Annotated in this window: 17 protein-coding genes; 15 read left to right on the forward strand and 2 right to left on the reverse strand. The window is 44.7% G+C overall.

Annotation, left to right across the window (positions count from 1 at the left end; translation table 11 throughout):
* Window positions 1-5: 5 nt before the first annotated feature.
* From casB to cas6e, 4 genes are read left to right on the forward strand one after another with little or no spacing between them, the layout of a single operon-like run.
* On the forward strand, window positions 6-611 hold the full coding sequence (gene casB, locus RXV91_RS08085) for a type I-E CRISPR-associated protein Cse2/CasB (RefSeq protein ID WP_131509756.1): 606 nt from the start codon (window positions 6-8) through the stop codon (window positions 609-611).
* Complete coding sequence (cas7e, locus tag RXV91_RS08090) at window positions 611-1,690, forward strand: type I-E CRISPR-associated protein Cas7/Cse4/CasC (protein WP_316439460.1); 1,080 nt, start codon at window positions 611-613, stop codon at window positions 1,688-1,690. The genes casB and cas7e overlap by 1 nt, the downstream gene beginning before the upstream one ends.
* Window positions 1,671-2,378, forward strand: a complete 708-nt coding sequence (gene cas5e, locus RXV91_RS08095) for a type I-E CRISPR-associated protein Cas5/CasD (protein ID WP_316439461.1) — start codon at window positions 1,671-1,673, stop codon at window positions 2,376-2,378. Before cas7e ends, cas5e begins: the two co-directional genes overlap by 20 nt.
* 13 nt (window positions 2,379-2,391) lie before the next feature.
* Window positions 2,392-3,060, forward strand: a complete 669-nt coding sequence (cas6e, locus tag RXV91_RS08100; RefSeq protein WP_316439462.1) for a type I-E CRISPR-associated protein Cas6/Cse3/CasE — start codon at window positions 2,392-2,394, stop codon at window positions 3,058-3,060.
* Window positions 3,061-3,868: 808 nt separating this feature from the next.
* Here cas6e and RXV91_RS08105 read toward each other — a convergent pair.
* A complete protein-coding gene (locus tag RXV91_RS08105; protein ID WP_316439463.1) occupies window positions 3,869-5,182 on the reverse strand; it encodes a glycosyltransferase in 1,314 nt (437 codons plus the stop codon).
* A 3-nt stretch (window positions 5,183-5,185) separates the two neighbouring features.
* Window positions 5,186-5,677, reverse strand: a complete 492-nt coding sequence (locus tag RXV91_RS08110) for a hypothetical protein (RefSeq protein ID WP_316439464.1) — start codon at window positions 5,675-5,677, stop codon at window positions 5,186-5,188.
* Window positions 5,678-6,250: 573 nt separating this feature from the next.
* Between RXV91_RS08110 and RXV91_RS08115 the strand changes: the two genes are divergently transcribed.
* From RXV91_RS08115 to RXV91_RS08165, 11 genes are all read left to right on the forward strand, one after another.
* Window positions 6,251-6,781, forward strand: a complete 531-nt coding sequence (locus tag RXV91_RS08115; RefSeq protein WP_316439465.1) for a YqeG family HAD IIIA-type phosphatase — start codon at window positions 6,251-6,253, stop codon at window positions 6,779-6,781.
* Entirely contained in the window at window positions 6,778-7,914 is a 1,137-nt protein-coding gene (gene yqeH / locus RXV91_RS08120) for a ribosome biogenesis GTPase YqeH (RefSeq protein ID WP_316439466.1), read from the forward strand. The genes RXV91_RS08115 and yqeH overlap by 4 nt, the downstream gene beginning before the upstream one ends.
* Before the next feature lie 80 nt (window positions 7,915-7,994).
* Window positions 7,995-8,309 carry a ribosome assembly RNA-binding protein YhbY gene (gene yhbY / locus RXV91_RS08125; protein WP_316439467.1) on the forward strand — a complete coding sequence of 105 codons (315 nt, stop codon included), beginning with the start codon at window positions 7,995-7,997 and terminating at the stop codon, window positions 8,307-8,309.
* 12 nt (window positions 8,310-8,321) lie between these two features.
* Window positions 8,322-8,957, forward strand: coding sequence for a nicotinate-nucleotide adenylyltransferase (locus RXV91_RS08130; RefSeq protein ID WP_316439468.1), 636 nt, complete (start codon window positions 8,322-8,324; stop codon window positions 8,955-8,957).
* The gene (yqeK, locus tag RXV91_RS08135; protein ID WP_316439469.1) at window positions 8,941-9,558 is read left to right on the forward strand and encodes a bis(5'-nucleosyl)-tetraphosphatase (symmetrical) YqeK; all 618 of its coding nucleotides are present in this window, start codon (window positions 8,941-8,943) and stop codon (window positions 9,556-9,558) included. Before RXV91_RS08130 ends, yqeK begins: the two co-directional genes overlap by 17 nt.
* A gap of 17 nt (window positions 9,559-9,575) precedes the next feature.
* The gene (gene rsfS, locus RXV91_RS08140) at window positions 9,576-9,932 is read left to right on the forward strand and encodes a ribosome silencing factor (protein ID WP_021731716.1); all 357 of its coding nucleotides are present in this window, start codon (window positions 9,576-9,578) and stop codon (window positions 9,930-9,932) included.
* Window positions 9,929-10,663 carry a class I SAM-dependent methyltransferase gene (locus RXV91_RS08145; protein ID WP_316439470.1) on the forward strand — a complete coding sequence of 245 codons (735 nt, stop codon included), beginning with the start codon at window positions 9,929-9,931 and terminating at the stop codon, window positions 10,661-10,663. The genes rsfS and RXV91_RS08145 overlap by 4 nt, the downstream gene beginning before the upstream one ends.
* Window positions 10,664-10,681: 18 nt before the next feature.
* Window positions 10,682-11,833 carry a nucleotidyltransferase gene (locus tag RXV91_RS08150; RefSeq protein WP_316439471.1) on the forward strand — a complete coding sequence of 384 codons (1,152 nt, stop codon included), beginning with the start codon at window positions 10,682-10,684 and terminating at the stop codon, window positions 11,831-11,833.
* Window positions 11,834-11,957: 124 nt separating this feature from the next.
* Entirely contained in the window at window positions 11,958-12,512 is a 555-nt protein-coding gene (locus RXV91_RS08155; protein ID WP_003640295.1) for a DUF177 domain-containing protein, read from the forward strand.
* Between the two features lie 59 nt (window positions 12,513-12,571).
* Window positions 12,572-12,751, forward strand: coding sequence for a 50S ribosomal protein L32 (gene rpmF, locus RXV91_RS08160; RefSeq protein ID WP_003638547.1), 180 nt, complete (start codon window positions 12,572-12,574; stop codon window positions 12,749-12,751).
* A 294-nt stretch (window positions 12,752-13,045) separates the two neighbouring features.
* Window positions 13,046-13,630 (forward strand): PepSY domain-containing protein, encoded by a 585-nt coding sequence (locus RXV91_RS08165; protein ID WP_316439472.1) that lies wholly within the window; start codon window positions 13,046-13,048, stop codon window positions 13,628-13,630.
* Window positions 13,631-13,752: the final 122 nt, after the last annotated feature.

Raw genomic sequence — 13,752 nt, forward strand, 5'->3', positions numbered from 1 at the left:
TGCAGATGGAAAGTAAAATTCAATCGGCAACTATCAGTATTATTCGACAGTTATACAACAATGGTAATCTTAACAAGGGTGTGTTAGCTAATGTCCGACACGCAACGGCACTGACTAGTCCGCAAGCCCAGACGCTATGGCCGGTGATGATGGCCCATTTAGAACGTAACATGTTGAGTCAAGATGGCCAGCCCACTAAGGCGGAAGTGGCCGTTTATACCGCCATTCGATTTTATGCGATTCAGCAGCAGGGAACTGAATCCTTGGTGTATGGTCCAGCTAACCCACATGCAGATGTAAAAGACCAAGGCATGCCGTTATTCAGAGCCCTCGCGAGTTTACGGCGTAACGAAGAGACCAGGGTTGCGCTAGACCGCCGGATGCAACCATTATTGGCAACGACTAACGTTGCTAGTATCATCAATGCGCTGACACACTTAGTAAGTATGCTAAAAGCCAACAATCAATTGCAAAAAATTGACTATGCACGTTTAGCGCAAGACCTCTACTGGTTTCAGCAAGATTATGAGCATGCGAGCCAGGTTCGATTGCAATGGGGGCAGCAATATTATCGTCCACTAACGGTGACAACTGAAGGGAAGAAAAACTAATGACGACCAATAACTTATATCTTGATATACATGTGATTCAAACGGTGCCATCTTCAAATATTAACCGGGATGATACTGGGGCACCCAAAACGGCCTTATATGGTGGTGTTACACGAGCACGAGTCTCATCTCAAAGTTGGAAGCGGGCGGTACGCCAAAGCTTTAAGGATGATACGGTGACGGTGGGCTTCAGAACTAAAGCGGCGGCTCAACTCTTGAAGCAGGCGCTTCAAAAGTTGACCTTCGAATTGGATGACGATGATGCCTGGGAACAAGTTAATGCTGTTTTCAAGCTAGCTGGCGTTAAGCTGGATAAAGATGAAGAGACAAGTGCGTTATTACTCGTTAGTCCCGGTCAAATTGACCAACTGGCACAGTATGTGACGGATAATGCGGATGGAGAACTTGATAAAAAGGCGATTAAAGCCGTATTGAAAGGCAATCAGTCGATTGATTTAGCATTGTTTGGCCGAATGGTTGCAGATAATCCTGAATTGAATGTTGACGCCGCCGCGCAGGTTGCGCATGCTATCTCAACGCATGAAGTGGTTCCTGAATTTGATTATTTCACGGCCCTAGACGATTTGCAGCCAGAAGATAGTACTGGAGCGGCCATGTTAGGAACCTTAGAATTTAACTCGGCGACTTTGTACCGGTATGCCAATGTCAATGTCAACGAGCTAATTGCTAACCTCGGTGAAACCGCCGCTATTGATGGTATTCGTGAATTTGTGAAAGCTTTTGTCTTATCAATGCCGACTGGCAAACAAAATACGTTTGCCAACAAAACGCTACCGAATTATGTAATGGTGACCTTGCGACCTGATACGCCAGTCAATCTGGTTTCTGGTTTCGAAGATCCAGTATCTTCTAAGACGGGTTACGTCAAGCAATCGGTTCAACAATTGACGGCCGCCTATCAAGCAGCGTTGTCATTTGTTGAGAAGCCGTTACTGAATGTTGATCTGGGCGCTAATGAGTCACAGGTTGCGACATCTGCTGATAATTTGACAGACTTACTAGAACAGCTCGCAACGGAATTAACAAAGGTGGTCAAGGATGAAAACGGTAACGATTAGACTGACAGCACCATTGCAATCGTATGGTAATGAAGCGAATTTTGATCGTCGGACTAGTTATGATTATCCTTCTAAGAGTGCCGTTATTGGCTTGATTGCCGCAGCTCTTGGCTATCCGAGACGTGATTCACGAATTCAAACGTTGAATCAGCTAGCCTATGCCGTTCGAGTCGATCAACCGGCGGAACCGCTCACTGACTTTCAAATTGTCGAGTGGAAACATGGTCGCCGTAAGCTGACTTATCGAGACTACTTGCAGGATGCTGTCTTTATGGTTGCGGTAGGGAGTGAAGATGACGCATTGATCGACCAAATTGATTGGGCCCTACATCATCCCCATTTTCAACTAGCATTAGGTCGACGCGCGAATGTCTTAGCTGGTGCAATAATGACAGAAATTGGTTTGAATAGTAATCCAGCCCAAACGCTGCAAACCTTAAGCTGGCACGCAGCTCGTTTTTACATGAAAAAGACCCGGCGTAGCACTTTTGTGGCTGAACTCATTGCAGATGCGGAATTGTTACCTGATCGTCCTAATTCGATGGTGAAGGATATGGCGGTTTCATTCGACCAACGACATCGGCAGTATGGGTTCCGAGCGATAGCGGTTGACCGCGTACCGCTTGAAAATCCGTATTTTAAAGCCAACAATGCTGATACCAATCATGATATGATGAATTATCTATAGAAGGGAGTCGCCGATGTACTTATCAAGAGTTGAAATTGATATCAATAATCGCTATAAAATAAAGGATCTCAGCCATTTAGGTGCTTATCATAATTGGGTAGAACAAAGTTTTCCTGAGGAAATTGATAGTAGCCAGCGGAATCGTCATCTTTGGCGGATCGACCGTTTAAATGGTAAAAACTATTTATTGTTGCTGAGCGCGGAACGACCTGTGCTTGAAGAGTTTGAGCAGTACGGTGTCGCGAAAACAGCGGTGACTAAGTCATATGATGCCTGGTTAGATCATATAAAAGTCGGGATGGTGTTGCGCTTTCGACTTACGGCTAATCCAACTCACTCGATTACTGATCCCAAGCATCCAAAGGGACGGGTGGTCCCACATGTCACCATTGAACAGCAGAAACAATGGCTCGAAGACCGAGCACTTAGCGCAGGTTTTGAACTAGTCAGTCGGACAGAATCATTGCCTGATATGGATCACCAATTAGCGTTTGACGTGGTAGATCATGATTGGCCAATGCTCCATCGTCGAAAGGGCCGTGGTGTGCGTCTAAGCAGAGTGACATTTGAGGGCGTCTTACGTGTATTGGATGTCGCGGCCTTTAAGCAAACTTTAACGAAAGGGTTGGGGCGTGAAAAAGCGTTTGGCATGGGCTTGATGACGGTTATTCCTGAGGTGTAATAATAACGAGTTTGATTGGGTAGCGCTAAATTAATCAGCAGTGATTATTCGTTGTTGTGCTGGTTGTTCTGTCATGAATCATGATTAAGACATGCCGAATTGTTAAAGTCAAAAGCAGCCAGCTTAGGCCCGCTGGAAAAAGTTCGAATCAACGTAAACCTTTTTAGTGGACTCATCCTAGGCCGACTTCCAGGCATTTCTGCCAATTGCTGGAACGCGATGGACACAGATTTAAGCCGAAGTCCACGTCTTAAATACTGGTCTTCCACTAACCAAGCCAAAATCGCTTGCTAAGTGGAATTTCACTGCTGAGCATTGTCAGAAACGCCTTCCAGTCGGGATAGTGTTCGAATGGCTGACATGTGCGTACTCAACTTTTGACGGATTAGTCGTTATTTTTTAGAGATAGTAACTTTAGCATGTAACTGTCAGTTTGATGAGAAAATTATAACTGTTCCACTATTTCTAAATCACCATACTAGTATTGTGGTATCGAAAGTAACCGATGGCCCATTAATATTTATTCAAATTTTCAAGTAGTAAATAATTTAGCGATAAATTACACCAAGGTAAGAAGCTGTTCATCGACCATTCGAGCGGCTTACCGACCGCAGGGGCTGGGTAGGACGCGCATACACTGACGAACAGCAATCCAACTAACCAGCATGTCTTAATCATGATTCATACCAAATGACAACTAACACGGTTAAAGTTATCTTCAGATCTTATAATATCTCTTGTTACTTTATATAGAACATAAAAGCGAGCCTTCGGTTGAGGGCTCGCTTTGTGTTGTTAGTATTGTAAGTCATTCCATATGATGCTTCCGTACCGGACTGACCCACGTCCCACTCCCATAACCAAGAATGGTTTTAACGGCTGGAATCAGCGTCATGACTAGAGCAAGGGCATTAACTTGCCAGTAAACTAGCATGTAAAGTGGCATGAAAATTAAGTATTTGAATTTCTTACCACGGTCATCCACGATTAACGCCGAAAGCAGTTGTAGGATGCCCGCAAACATTTCAAAGGTGACAAAGATGAAGGCCATACAGAACATATGGTAGACCCGCTCGTAGTTACCGGTGAAGAAGAAACTAATCAATGAAATTAAGAAAATCAGGGTAGAAACGAAGAAGAACAGTGACCAAATAATACTTAATGTCTGGTCCGTAATGAATGCCCATTGTTTCAAATATTTGCCTGGGTGACTCATGACTCGTCTGAAGTTAGTCAATAAGACTTCGGTACCACCCTTAGCCCAACGCTTACGCTGGTGGTAGAGGGCTTTTAAAGTTTCAGGAACATTCATATAGAATAAGATATCAGGTGAGAAGACCGTCGTCCAACCATTTAATTGATGATCCCAAGCAATACTAATGTCTTCAGTAGCACGGTCTTGACGGAATAAGCCAACATCGATCAAGGCATCGCGTCGATACATGGTATTGGCGCCACTATAGGCGTACATGTTGCCAAGGGCACTGACCTGACTACGCTTGATAACCCCAACAATACTGGAAAATTCCACTGTCTGGGATTTGGCGATGGTTGTGCTACGATTTTGAACATCCATATTAGCAGTAACGGCCGCCGTATTAGCATGTTCTTCACCAGTGAAATAACTCATGTATTTCCAAAGTGCATCGGGCTCTGGAATTGAATCGGCATCGTTACTTAAAATAAATTCGCCGCGGGCAAAGCCGACACCAACGTTAAAGGCGTGAGCCTTACCTTGGTTTTTACGAATGGTGACGACTCGTAACTTGGCATATTTATCTTGCAAACGTGCCAAAATTACAGGGGTTTCATCCGTAGACCCGTCATCGGTAACCAACACTTCGTAGTTTGTGTAGTTCAAGCTTGTCATTAAGTAATCAATCGTGTGTTCAATCATGATTTCTTCATTGTGGGCTGGAATCATGATGGTGATCAAAGGTTGTTCTGCAGGTGTTAGTTCCTTGAATTCGACATCGTCGGTATGCCGGTGCCGATAGATTAATTGATAGCATAAGACCCCGACAAACCAGGCAAATGCCCCTAAAATCGGGTAGGAAACTAGTAGTAGCAGGACAAAGTTCCAGATGCTTTCAAAAGGTTTTAATACTTGCATTATTTCCATAGCTTAGTCCTCGTACAATTTGTGAATTTCGTGAACGTCGAGATTTTGTTCAGGGTCAACCGTGTAATGTTTAACGTGTTGGCGAAAAGTTTCTTGACCAAAGCGCGTTGTATAAAAATTATTTAAACGCCGTTTGCGAATGGCGAGTTGCTCTTCGTCATATTGACGTTCCTTACTAATGTGTTGCTTAACTCGGTGATTATTGTGAATCGTTGAGATAATAACAATAATAGCAATTAAAATAAATGCGAAAATGAAAAAACGATCGAAAAAGTAAAATAGTGTCTTACCTTCTTCGTACTTCCAAGCGTGAATAAAGCGTGGATTGTTCGCGAGTAATGTTGAAGAAATTGTCCAATAGACTGGAATTGCAACACAGATCCAGCCAATAATGGCAACGAGGGTCTGCCAAATCTTAGTCCACCAATGTCCCTTAGCGAAATACTTGTCGGTCACGTATTGTTGCATGACGTCCTTTTTTTCAATTTTTTCCAAAATATAACCTCCATTCTGCTGAGTTTTATTGAGATGACACCCGTAAGTGAGATGTGCGACAGTCAAAGATTACTGTTAATGTTAATCAGTAGAAATGTGACTAACTGTTAGACACAGTTTTAACAGTCAACGACCTATTAGCATCGAATTTAGTAGTCACACGTTGAAGCATCACGGATTAGTTGAAGTAATGAAGACTATTTGATGGATTACATCAGAATAAGTGCGATTACTCACTCAGATAGGTGCCGGGGTTAATACTGAGCCCTTGAATTCAATATACGCTCCTCAACGAAGATTGTGAACGCTATTTGGCAAAATATTGTGATTTAATTAACTAATGGCCATAAGTCAATCTTAATGTCATTTAAGATTAAGACCCAGGGTGATTTTGATTGCTTATTTCCATAAAACAAATTATTATATAATGATGACTAAAATTAGTGTCATATTCTGTGAAATCCGGTGCGCATGGCGATTTGTACCGGTATTTCAGTAACCAGTATGATAAAATGGGCTAGTGGGGTTATGCAAATAACCTAAATAATCCAGCGAGAAGCGAAGGGGATAACGATGATTAAGCAATTTAAACCAACTTGGATGATACCAGCAATCTATAATGTGACACCGGCGCAATTACGTGCCCAAGGAATTAAGGCCGTATTTACGGATCTTGATAACACGTTGATTGCGTGGAATAATCCAGATGGCACCCCGGAACTGAAGAAGTGGTTGCATGCTTTACAGGACGCTGGTATTCCTTTGGTAGTTGTGTCTAATAATTCAGAAGACCGAATTGCGAAAGCCTTAACGAGTCTGGAATTGCCATTTGTGTCGCGGTCGCTGAAGCCGTTACCGATTGGCATTACTAAGGCTCGGCGCGATTTGGGCTTGCATCCAAGCGAAGTTGTGATGGTTGGGGATCAGTACATCACGGATATGTGGGCAGCTCATCTTGCGGGCGTATCAAGTATTCTAGTGAAACCAATCGTGAAGACTGACGCGTGGAATACCCGTATCAATCGCTTCTTTGAACGATTTATCAAATTACGATTAGCACATGTTTATCCAGAAATGCATTTTCAGGAGGACCTTAATAAGTGAGTGAAACATCAAAAGAAACTTTATACTGTATTGGTTGTGGGGCGGCCATTCAAACGACTGATCCCAAGGCAGCGGGTTATACCCCCAACAGTGCGTTACAAAAATCATTAGCTAGTGATGCCCAAGATTTGTATTGTCAGCGCTGTTTTCGCTTACGGCATTATAACGAAATTGTTCCGGTTGGTTTGACCGATGATGATTTCCGTCATTTATTAGCCACGATTCGCGACGCTAACGCACTGGTCGTGTACGTGGTCGATATTTTTGATTTAAACGGGAGTATCATTCCTGGTCTTCAACGGTTTGTTGGCGATAATCCAGTTCTGTTAGTCGGTAATAAAGAAGACGTGTTGCCACGTCAGTTACGCCGGACAAAATTGCGGGAATGGATGAATCAACAAGTTCGTGCACAGGGAATTAAACCGGTTGACGTTGCGCTAACGAGTGCCAAGAAGGGTCATTCCATTGATGAGCTCTTGGCGATGATTGAAAAGTATCGTCGTGGCCGCGATGTTTATGTCGTGGGGGTCACGAACGTTGGTAAGTCAACGTTGATCAATCGGATTATTGCCAACAATACCGGTTTGAAGGACTTGATCACGACATCCCGGTTCCCGGGAACCACGTTAGACAAGATTGAAATTCCGTTGGATGATGGTCATATGATGGTTGATACTCCAGGAATTATTCATCCAGAACAGATGGCCCACGTGCTATCTGGCGATGATCTCAAGTTAGTGTCACCACAACGTGAGATTCGGCCCAAGGGATTCCAACTAGGTAACGGTCAGACCTTGTTCTTAGGTGGTGTCGCGCGCTTAGATATTGTTGATACAATGAAACCAACCGGAACAGTTTACGTTGACAATAATTTGACGTTGCACCGAACTCGAACTGAGAACGCCGATAATTTTTACACCAAACACGTTGGTGAGTTGATTACACCGCCAACGGGTGATGCGGTGGCGGACTTTCCGGCACTAGTGCGTCATGAGTTCAAGGTGACTGAAATCAGTGACATCGTGTTTGAAGGGTTGGGCTGGGTCACGGTTGCTGCGGATACGCGGGTTGCTGCATGGGCACCGCAGGGCGTTGCCGTCTTAACACGTCCAGCGATGATCAACAAACGGTGATTTTAGTTTGGTTTAATCTGAACATGCAACTGACTATTTTGAATTAAGAAACAACTATATATAGGAGTAAATTAAACTTAATGGAAAACTTACGCGGAAAACAAAAACATTATTTACGTGGCGAAGCTCACCACATGCGACCACTCTTCGCCGTGGGAAAAAATGGTTTGACGGATGATTGGCTAACACAATTAACGGGTGCGCTCGATAAGCGTGAATTAATCAAAGTTAATATTTTGCAAAATGCCGATGTGACAACAGCCGAAGTGAAAGCAGCTATTGAGCAGCATACTGCGATCACGGTCGTTCAAACAATTGGCCGGGTGCTAGTTTTGTACTTACCAGCGAGTCATGAAGAAGATCGGCACTATTCATTAGAAGTTGCAAAGCTATAGGAGGAATGACGGGTGCAGACGGTTAATCAAACAGCGACAAAAGTTCTGACGGAAACGGTGGCGGCTATTCCGCATCGTCGGGTTGGTATTTTAGGTGGCACGTTTAACCCACCGCATTTAGGACACTTGATTATGGCCCAGCAAGTTGGTGATCAGTTAGGCTTGGATGAAGTTCGGTTTATGCCGGACGCCCAGCCGCCACATGTCGATGAAAAAAAGACAATTGCGGTAGAAGATCGGGCCAACATGGTTCAAGAAGCGATTGTCGATAACCCGCTATTTCGGTTGGAAACGGCTGAGATAGCGCGGGGGGGCAAAAGCTATACGTATGAGACAATGAAACTGTTAAAGGCGCAACATCCTGATACGCAGTACTATTTCATCATTGGCGGTGACATGGTCGATTATTTGCATACCTGGTATCACATTGATGATTTAGTGAAATTAGTCACCTTTGTCGGTATTAAACGAACTGGGTACCCAACGACGAGTCAGTACCCGGTTATCTGGGTCGATGCACCGTTGATCGATATTAGTTCGACGCAGATTCGTCAAAAAATCAGTCATGGTCATTCGGTTCGTTACTTAGTGCCGGAGACCGTGGCCGCTTATATTAAGGAGCATCATTTGTATGAGCAAAACGATTGAGTATACTGAAGGAATTGTCCCATATCGTCACGAGGAATTAATGGCCAAAGTGGCGGCCCAATTGACCGACAAACGGTACCAGCACTGTTTGCGCGTCGAACTGACTGCGCGAAAGTTAGCAGCTGCAAATGACGTGGATGTCGAGTTAGCCGGGATTGCCGGCCTCTTACACGACTATGCCAAGCAACGTGATGATCAGACCTTTATTGATCTCATTAAGAGCCGTGGCATGGATCCTAACTTGGTTGCTTATGGGAATGGGGTTTGGCACGGTTACGTCGGTGCCGAATTGATCAAAGATGAGCTGCATATTTACAATGAACCCATTCTTGATGCCGTACGATTGCACACGGTCGGTGCGCCATACATGACCAAACTAGCACAGATTATTTTTATGGCTGATTTTATTGAACCGGCTCGTGATTTTCCTGGCGTCGATGAAGCGCGTCAAGTAACCGCCCACTCTTTAGCGGCGGGTGTTCGGTTCCAGATTCAACATACGTTAGATTATCTTATTCAGAAGGGCGCGCCAGTTTACCCACAAACGTTAGCAACTTATAACGCGTGGGTTGGTGGTGTGGCGCCTCAATTTGCCAATTAAATTTAAGGGAGAGTTTTATGGATAGCAAAGAACTTTTACAATTAACTGTTGAGGCCGCCGATGACAAGCGGGCGGATGATATTGTGGCATTAGACGTTGCCGAAGTAAGCTTAATGGCGGACTACTTTGTTGTTTTATCCGCTGATTCGAAGCGGCAGGTGCAAGCAATCGCTGATAACGTTGTCGATTTTATTCGTAAAGCCGGTTCGGACGTGAAGAGCGTCGAAGGTCGGACGGCTGGTGAATGGGTCTTGATTGACGCTGGTGACGTCATCGTGCATGTTTTCCAAAAGGATGCACGAGCACACTATAATTTAGAGAAATTATGGTCAGATGCTCCTATCGTGGATGTCGCCCAATGGGTTAACGCATGATCTACCAGACGTTTGCCGAACTTTATGACGAACTTTTTGATCCAGCCATGTACCAGCAATGGCTGGATTTTGTCCGTCGAGAGTTACCCAGCCAGGATGGTCAATTACTTGAATTAGCTTGTGGAACGGGTCGCTTAGGCGTCTTATTAGCGCAGGCCGGTTATCAGGTGACGGGTTTAGATCTATCAGAAAATATGCTGGCACTCGCTCAGGAGCACGCGGATGAAGCCGCTGTAACGTTACCATTATTACAAGGTGACATGCTTGATTTGTCAGAAATTGGGACGTTTGACGCGGTGACCTGTTTTGCAGATTCATTTTGTTATTTACCGGACATTACGACGGTTCAACGGGCATTTGAACAAGTCGCACAACACTTGACAGCGACTGGTGAATTCTTGTTCGACGTGATTACGCCTTACCAAACTGATGAAGTTTATCCAGGATATATGTATAATTACCGGGATGAAACGCGGGCTTTTATGTGGACGAGTTATGCTGGTGAACAGCCGCATAGTGCGGAACATGATTTAACTTTCTTTATTTATAATGATGATAAGCAAGCTTTTGATGAAGTCAGTGAGCTACATCAGGAACAAACCTATGTGTTGGCCGACTACCAACAGGCTTTACAGGCTGCTGGTTTTAGTCAGGTGACAGTTAGTGCCGATTTTGGTCAGCAGCAACCTGATGAGCATACGACGCGGTGGTTCTTTAAGTGTCGTAAATAACGGGAGGGAGCAGTGGAGATGCAAGCGGTAGGGCTCATAACAGAATACAATCCGTTGCATAATGGTCATCGCTATCACCTGCAACGAGCCCAACAGCTGACTGGCGCAGACTGTGTGGTCGTTGTAATGAGTGGTAATTGGTTACAACGTGGTGAACCGGCAATTTTGGATAAGTGGACGCGTGCCAAATTAGCATTGGCCAATGGGGCGGACTTAGTTATTGAACTTCCCGTTTTTTTTGCAACCCAACCTGCACACTTGTTTGCACGGGGCGGCATTGAACTGCTAAGTGCGTTGAACTGTACGAGCGTGGTTTTTGGTGCTGAGCACCCTGAGTTAGATTTTCAACGGCTAACAGCCGCTATCGCTGCTAATCAGGGCGACTTTAGTCATTATAACGCCACCTATGCGACACAGTTCAACACTGCCTTACAGACGGCTACTGGTGTTACGTTAACGGCGGCCAATGATATGCTGAGCTTTTGCTATTATACGGCTAATCGGGCGCTGGCCCACCCGATGCGGCTAGTGCCAATCAAGCGTCAGCAAGCGGATCATGCGACAACTGCTATCGCAACGGGAAGTTCATATGCTAGTGGGACGGCGGTTCGTCAGGCCGCTTTTGATCAGAATTGGGGCAGTCTCAAATCAGTGGTTCCCACGGATACGTTGACTGCCTTGACGACGCAGCGCTTGCAGCGGTGGGCTGACTTTTGGCCTTTCTTACAATATCAATTGCTAACAGTTGATATTGCTCACAGTGGTCAGTATGATCAGATGGCGGAAGGCTTGGAGTACCGGATGCAAGCAATGGCGCAACGGGCGACGTCTTTTGATGATTTTATTCATCAGGTGAAGTCTAAGCGGTATACGTACACGCGGCTGCAGCGGGTTGCGACGGCCGCGTTGTTGCAATTAACTCAGGCGGAAGTCCAAGCGGCCCAAGCCCATAATTATTTGCGTGTTCTAGGATTTACCCCTAAAGGTCAGGCTTACTTACATCAAGTCAAAAAACAGTTACCATTACCGTTATACACAAAAATCAATCAAAAACTGCGACAACATGCGCTGAATCTGGACTACCGGGCCGGTCGCGTTTACCAATTAATTAATGGGCAGTCCCAAGATTTGTATCGCCAACCGTGGCAATTACCGGCAATTATTGGTTGACCGAGGCGGACTTTCCTGATATGGTTAGGTCTATTGGCGGGCATTTTGGCCTGTCAAGGAAAAAACATTGACAAAGGATTTTTACACAGGTATAATTTATCACGTTGCATTAGGAGGTTTTTAAATGAAATGGTCACTTTCACAACTTAAAACGTACCGTGAAACGCCACTTCAGTTTGATGAAGCATTGGATTTAAAACACTCCTTGATGAGCCGTTATCCAGAAATCATCGATGTTAAGTCAGTTCATGCAACTGGTTTAGCTAGTTACGATAAGGATAATGTGTTGATCACTGCGAAGATTGACGCAATGTTAACGTTGCCGTCCAGTCGATCGCTGACGCCAGTGGATGTGCCATTGGCTTTTCAGATGACAGAATATTATGTTCCCCAGGGAACGGATCTCAGTCGTTTTGACGAGGAGACCGATACGGTAATTATTTTACCTGAAGATGATATTTTAGACTTTGATGTCGCTGTGGAGGATAATATTTTAATTCACATCCCCATGCAGATTCTTTCTGAAGCTGAGCAAGACGGGGCCCCAATGCCGACTGGTAAGGGCTGGGAAGTCCTCTCTGAGGATGACCAAGCGTTGCAAGCTGCAGAACTTAAAACTGTTGATCCGCGTTTAGCTAAGTTAAAAAACCTGTTCCCTGATCAGGAAGACAAGGATTAAGTTAGTTGAGCGTATCAAAAAACACATTATGTGAATTCACTTGAAGGAGGTGTAGGTTGATGGCTGTACCAGCAAGAAGAACATCTAAGATGCGTAAACGCAACCGTCGTGGTCATATTAAATTGGCTACACCAAATTTGGCACCATGCCCAAATTGTGGCGAATTACGTGTATCACACCGTGTTTGCCCAAGTTGTGGATATTACAACGGCAAGCAAGTCGTAAAAGTAAACAACTAAATTGTTAGTTGGTGAAAAGTTGCATTGCGGCCATGGCGCATGGAACTTTTCGTTACCAGAATACGATCTAAAAGTCCGCTTAGGCGGGCTTTTTTGTTGTCCTCACTAATGTCTTTGGTAGCACTATTCGCCGATTAACAAAGGTGGGTCCTTAATTGGCGTTGAGCATGGTTAAACTAGTTCTGTTTGTATATTGATTGCGACTAGAGGGCAGGCTTGCGTATACTAAAGCTATCAATATGCGAAGGGACACATGACAGCTTTTGCCAGGGCAGTGATGAGGAGGTTATGGAGATGACTATCAAAGGTTATGGACTTGGAATTATGCTACTGAGTGTTGTATTATTAGCCGGATGCACCTCAAATCAGTCTGCGAAAAATAATGAGAGCCGGCAACAATCGAGCAGCCAAAACAGTTCGGTCAAAAGTGTGACGGCTACGACCAAAATTTCGCTAACAGCGGCCATCAAAACCTTTCAGCAGCAATATCCAGATGCAAGTATCACGAGTATCGAGTTAGAAACTAAACTTGGCCGACCCGTCTATACACTAGAAGGGATTGGTGGTACTCAGGAACATGAACTACAGCTCAATGGTCGTACTGGAAAAGTAATCAGTAAAAAATCCGAGCAACTGGACCAAGAAGATCAAGCTGATCATAAGGCCAATCAACTGAATCTAAGTAAAGTGATTAGTCCTAGCAAGGCCGTCGCAATTGCGGTCCATGATCGAAACGGTGGCCACGCAACGGAACTCAAGTTAGATAAGGAGACCGGGATTACTTATTGGGAGGTTCAGGTTCGTCAGGGCCAACGGCAAGTTGACGTTAAGGTCGACGCTCATAAAGGTAGTATATTGGAAACAGAACATGATGATTAAGTTCAGGTGGGCAGTGTAAGCATGCGGCTGTGAAGCGTAATGCTGTGACATAAATTAATGGTAAAACGGGTGGTCTTAAATGAGACGGCCTTTTTTAGTAAGATGGGGCTTCATCGCTCGGC

The sequence above is a fragment of the Lactiplantibacillus sp. DA1 genome (assembly GCF_032681335.1).
In the GTDB taxonomy this organism is placed as follows: domain Bacteria; phylum Bacillota; class Bacilli; order Lactobacillales; family Lactobacillaceae; genus Lactiplantibacillus.

Bases quoted from the DNA above. Each gene is read 5' to 3' on its own strand.
- casB (WP_131509756.1), top strand. From the start codon at position 6: ATGGAAAGTAAAATTCAATCGGCAACTATCAGTATTATTCGACAGTTA.
- cas7e (WP_316439460.1), top strand. From the start codon at position 611: ATGACGACCAATAACTTATATCTTGATATACATGTGATTCAAACGGTG.
- cas5e (WP_316439461.1), top strand. From the start codon at position 1,671: ATGAAAACGGTAACGATTAGACTGACAGCACCATTGCAATCGTATGGT.
- cas6e (WP_316439462.1), top strand. From the start codon at position 2,392: ATGTACTTATCAAGAGTTGAAATTGATATCAATAATCGCTATAAAATA.
- RXV91_RS08105 (WP_316439463.1), bottom strand. From the start codon at position 5,182: ATGGAAATAATGCAAGTATTAAAACCTTTTGAAAGCATCTGGAACTTT.
- RXV91_RS08115 (WP_316439465.1), top strand. From the start codon at position 6,251: ATGATTAAGCAATTTAAACCAACTTGGATGATACCAGCAATCTATAAT.
- yhbY (WP_316439467.1), top strand. From the start codon at position 7,995: ATGGAAAACTTACGCGGAAAACAAAAACATTATTTACGTGGCGAAGCT.
- yqeK (WP_316439469.1), top strand. From the start codon at position 8,941: ATGAGCAAAACGATTGAGTATACTGAAGGAATTGTCCCATATCGTCAC.
- rsfS (WP_021731716.1), top strand. From the start codon at position 9,576: ATGGATAGCAAAGAACTTTTACAATTAACTGTTGAGGCCGCCGATGAC.
- RXV91_RS08145 (WP_316439470.1), top strand. From the start codon at position 9,929: ATGATCTACCAGACGTTTGCCGAACTTTATGACGAACTTTTTGATCCA.
- RXV91_RS08150 (WP_316439471.1), top strand. From the start codon at position 10,682: ATGCAAGCGGTAGGGCTCATAACAGAATACAATCCGTTGCATAATGGT.
- RXV91_RS08155 (WP_003640295.1), top strand. From the start codon at position 11,958: ATGAAATGGTCACTTTCACAACTTAAAACGTACCGTGAAACGCCACTT.
- rpmF (WP_003638547.1), top strand. From the start codon at position 12,572: ATGGCTGTACCAGCAAGAAGAACATCTAAGATGCGTAAACGCAACCGT.
- RXV91_RS08165 (WP_316439472.1), top strand. From the start codon at position 13,046: ATGACTATCAAAGGTTATGGACTTGGAATTATGCTACTGAGTGTTGTA.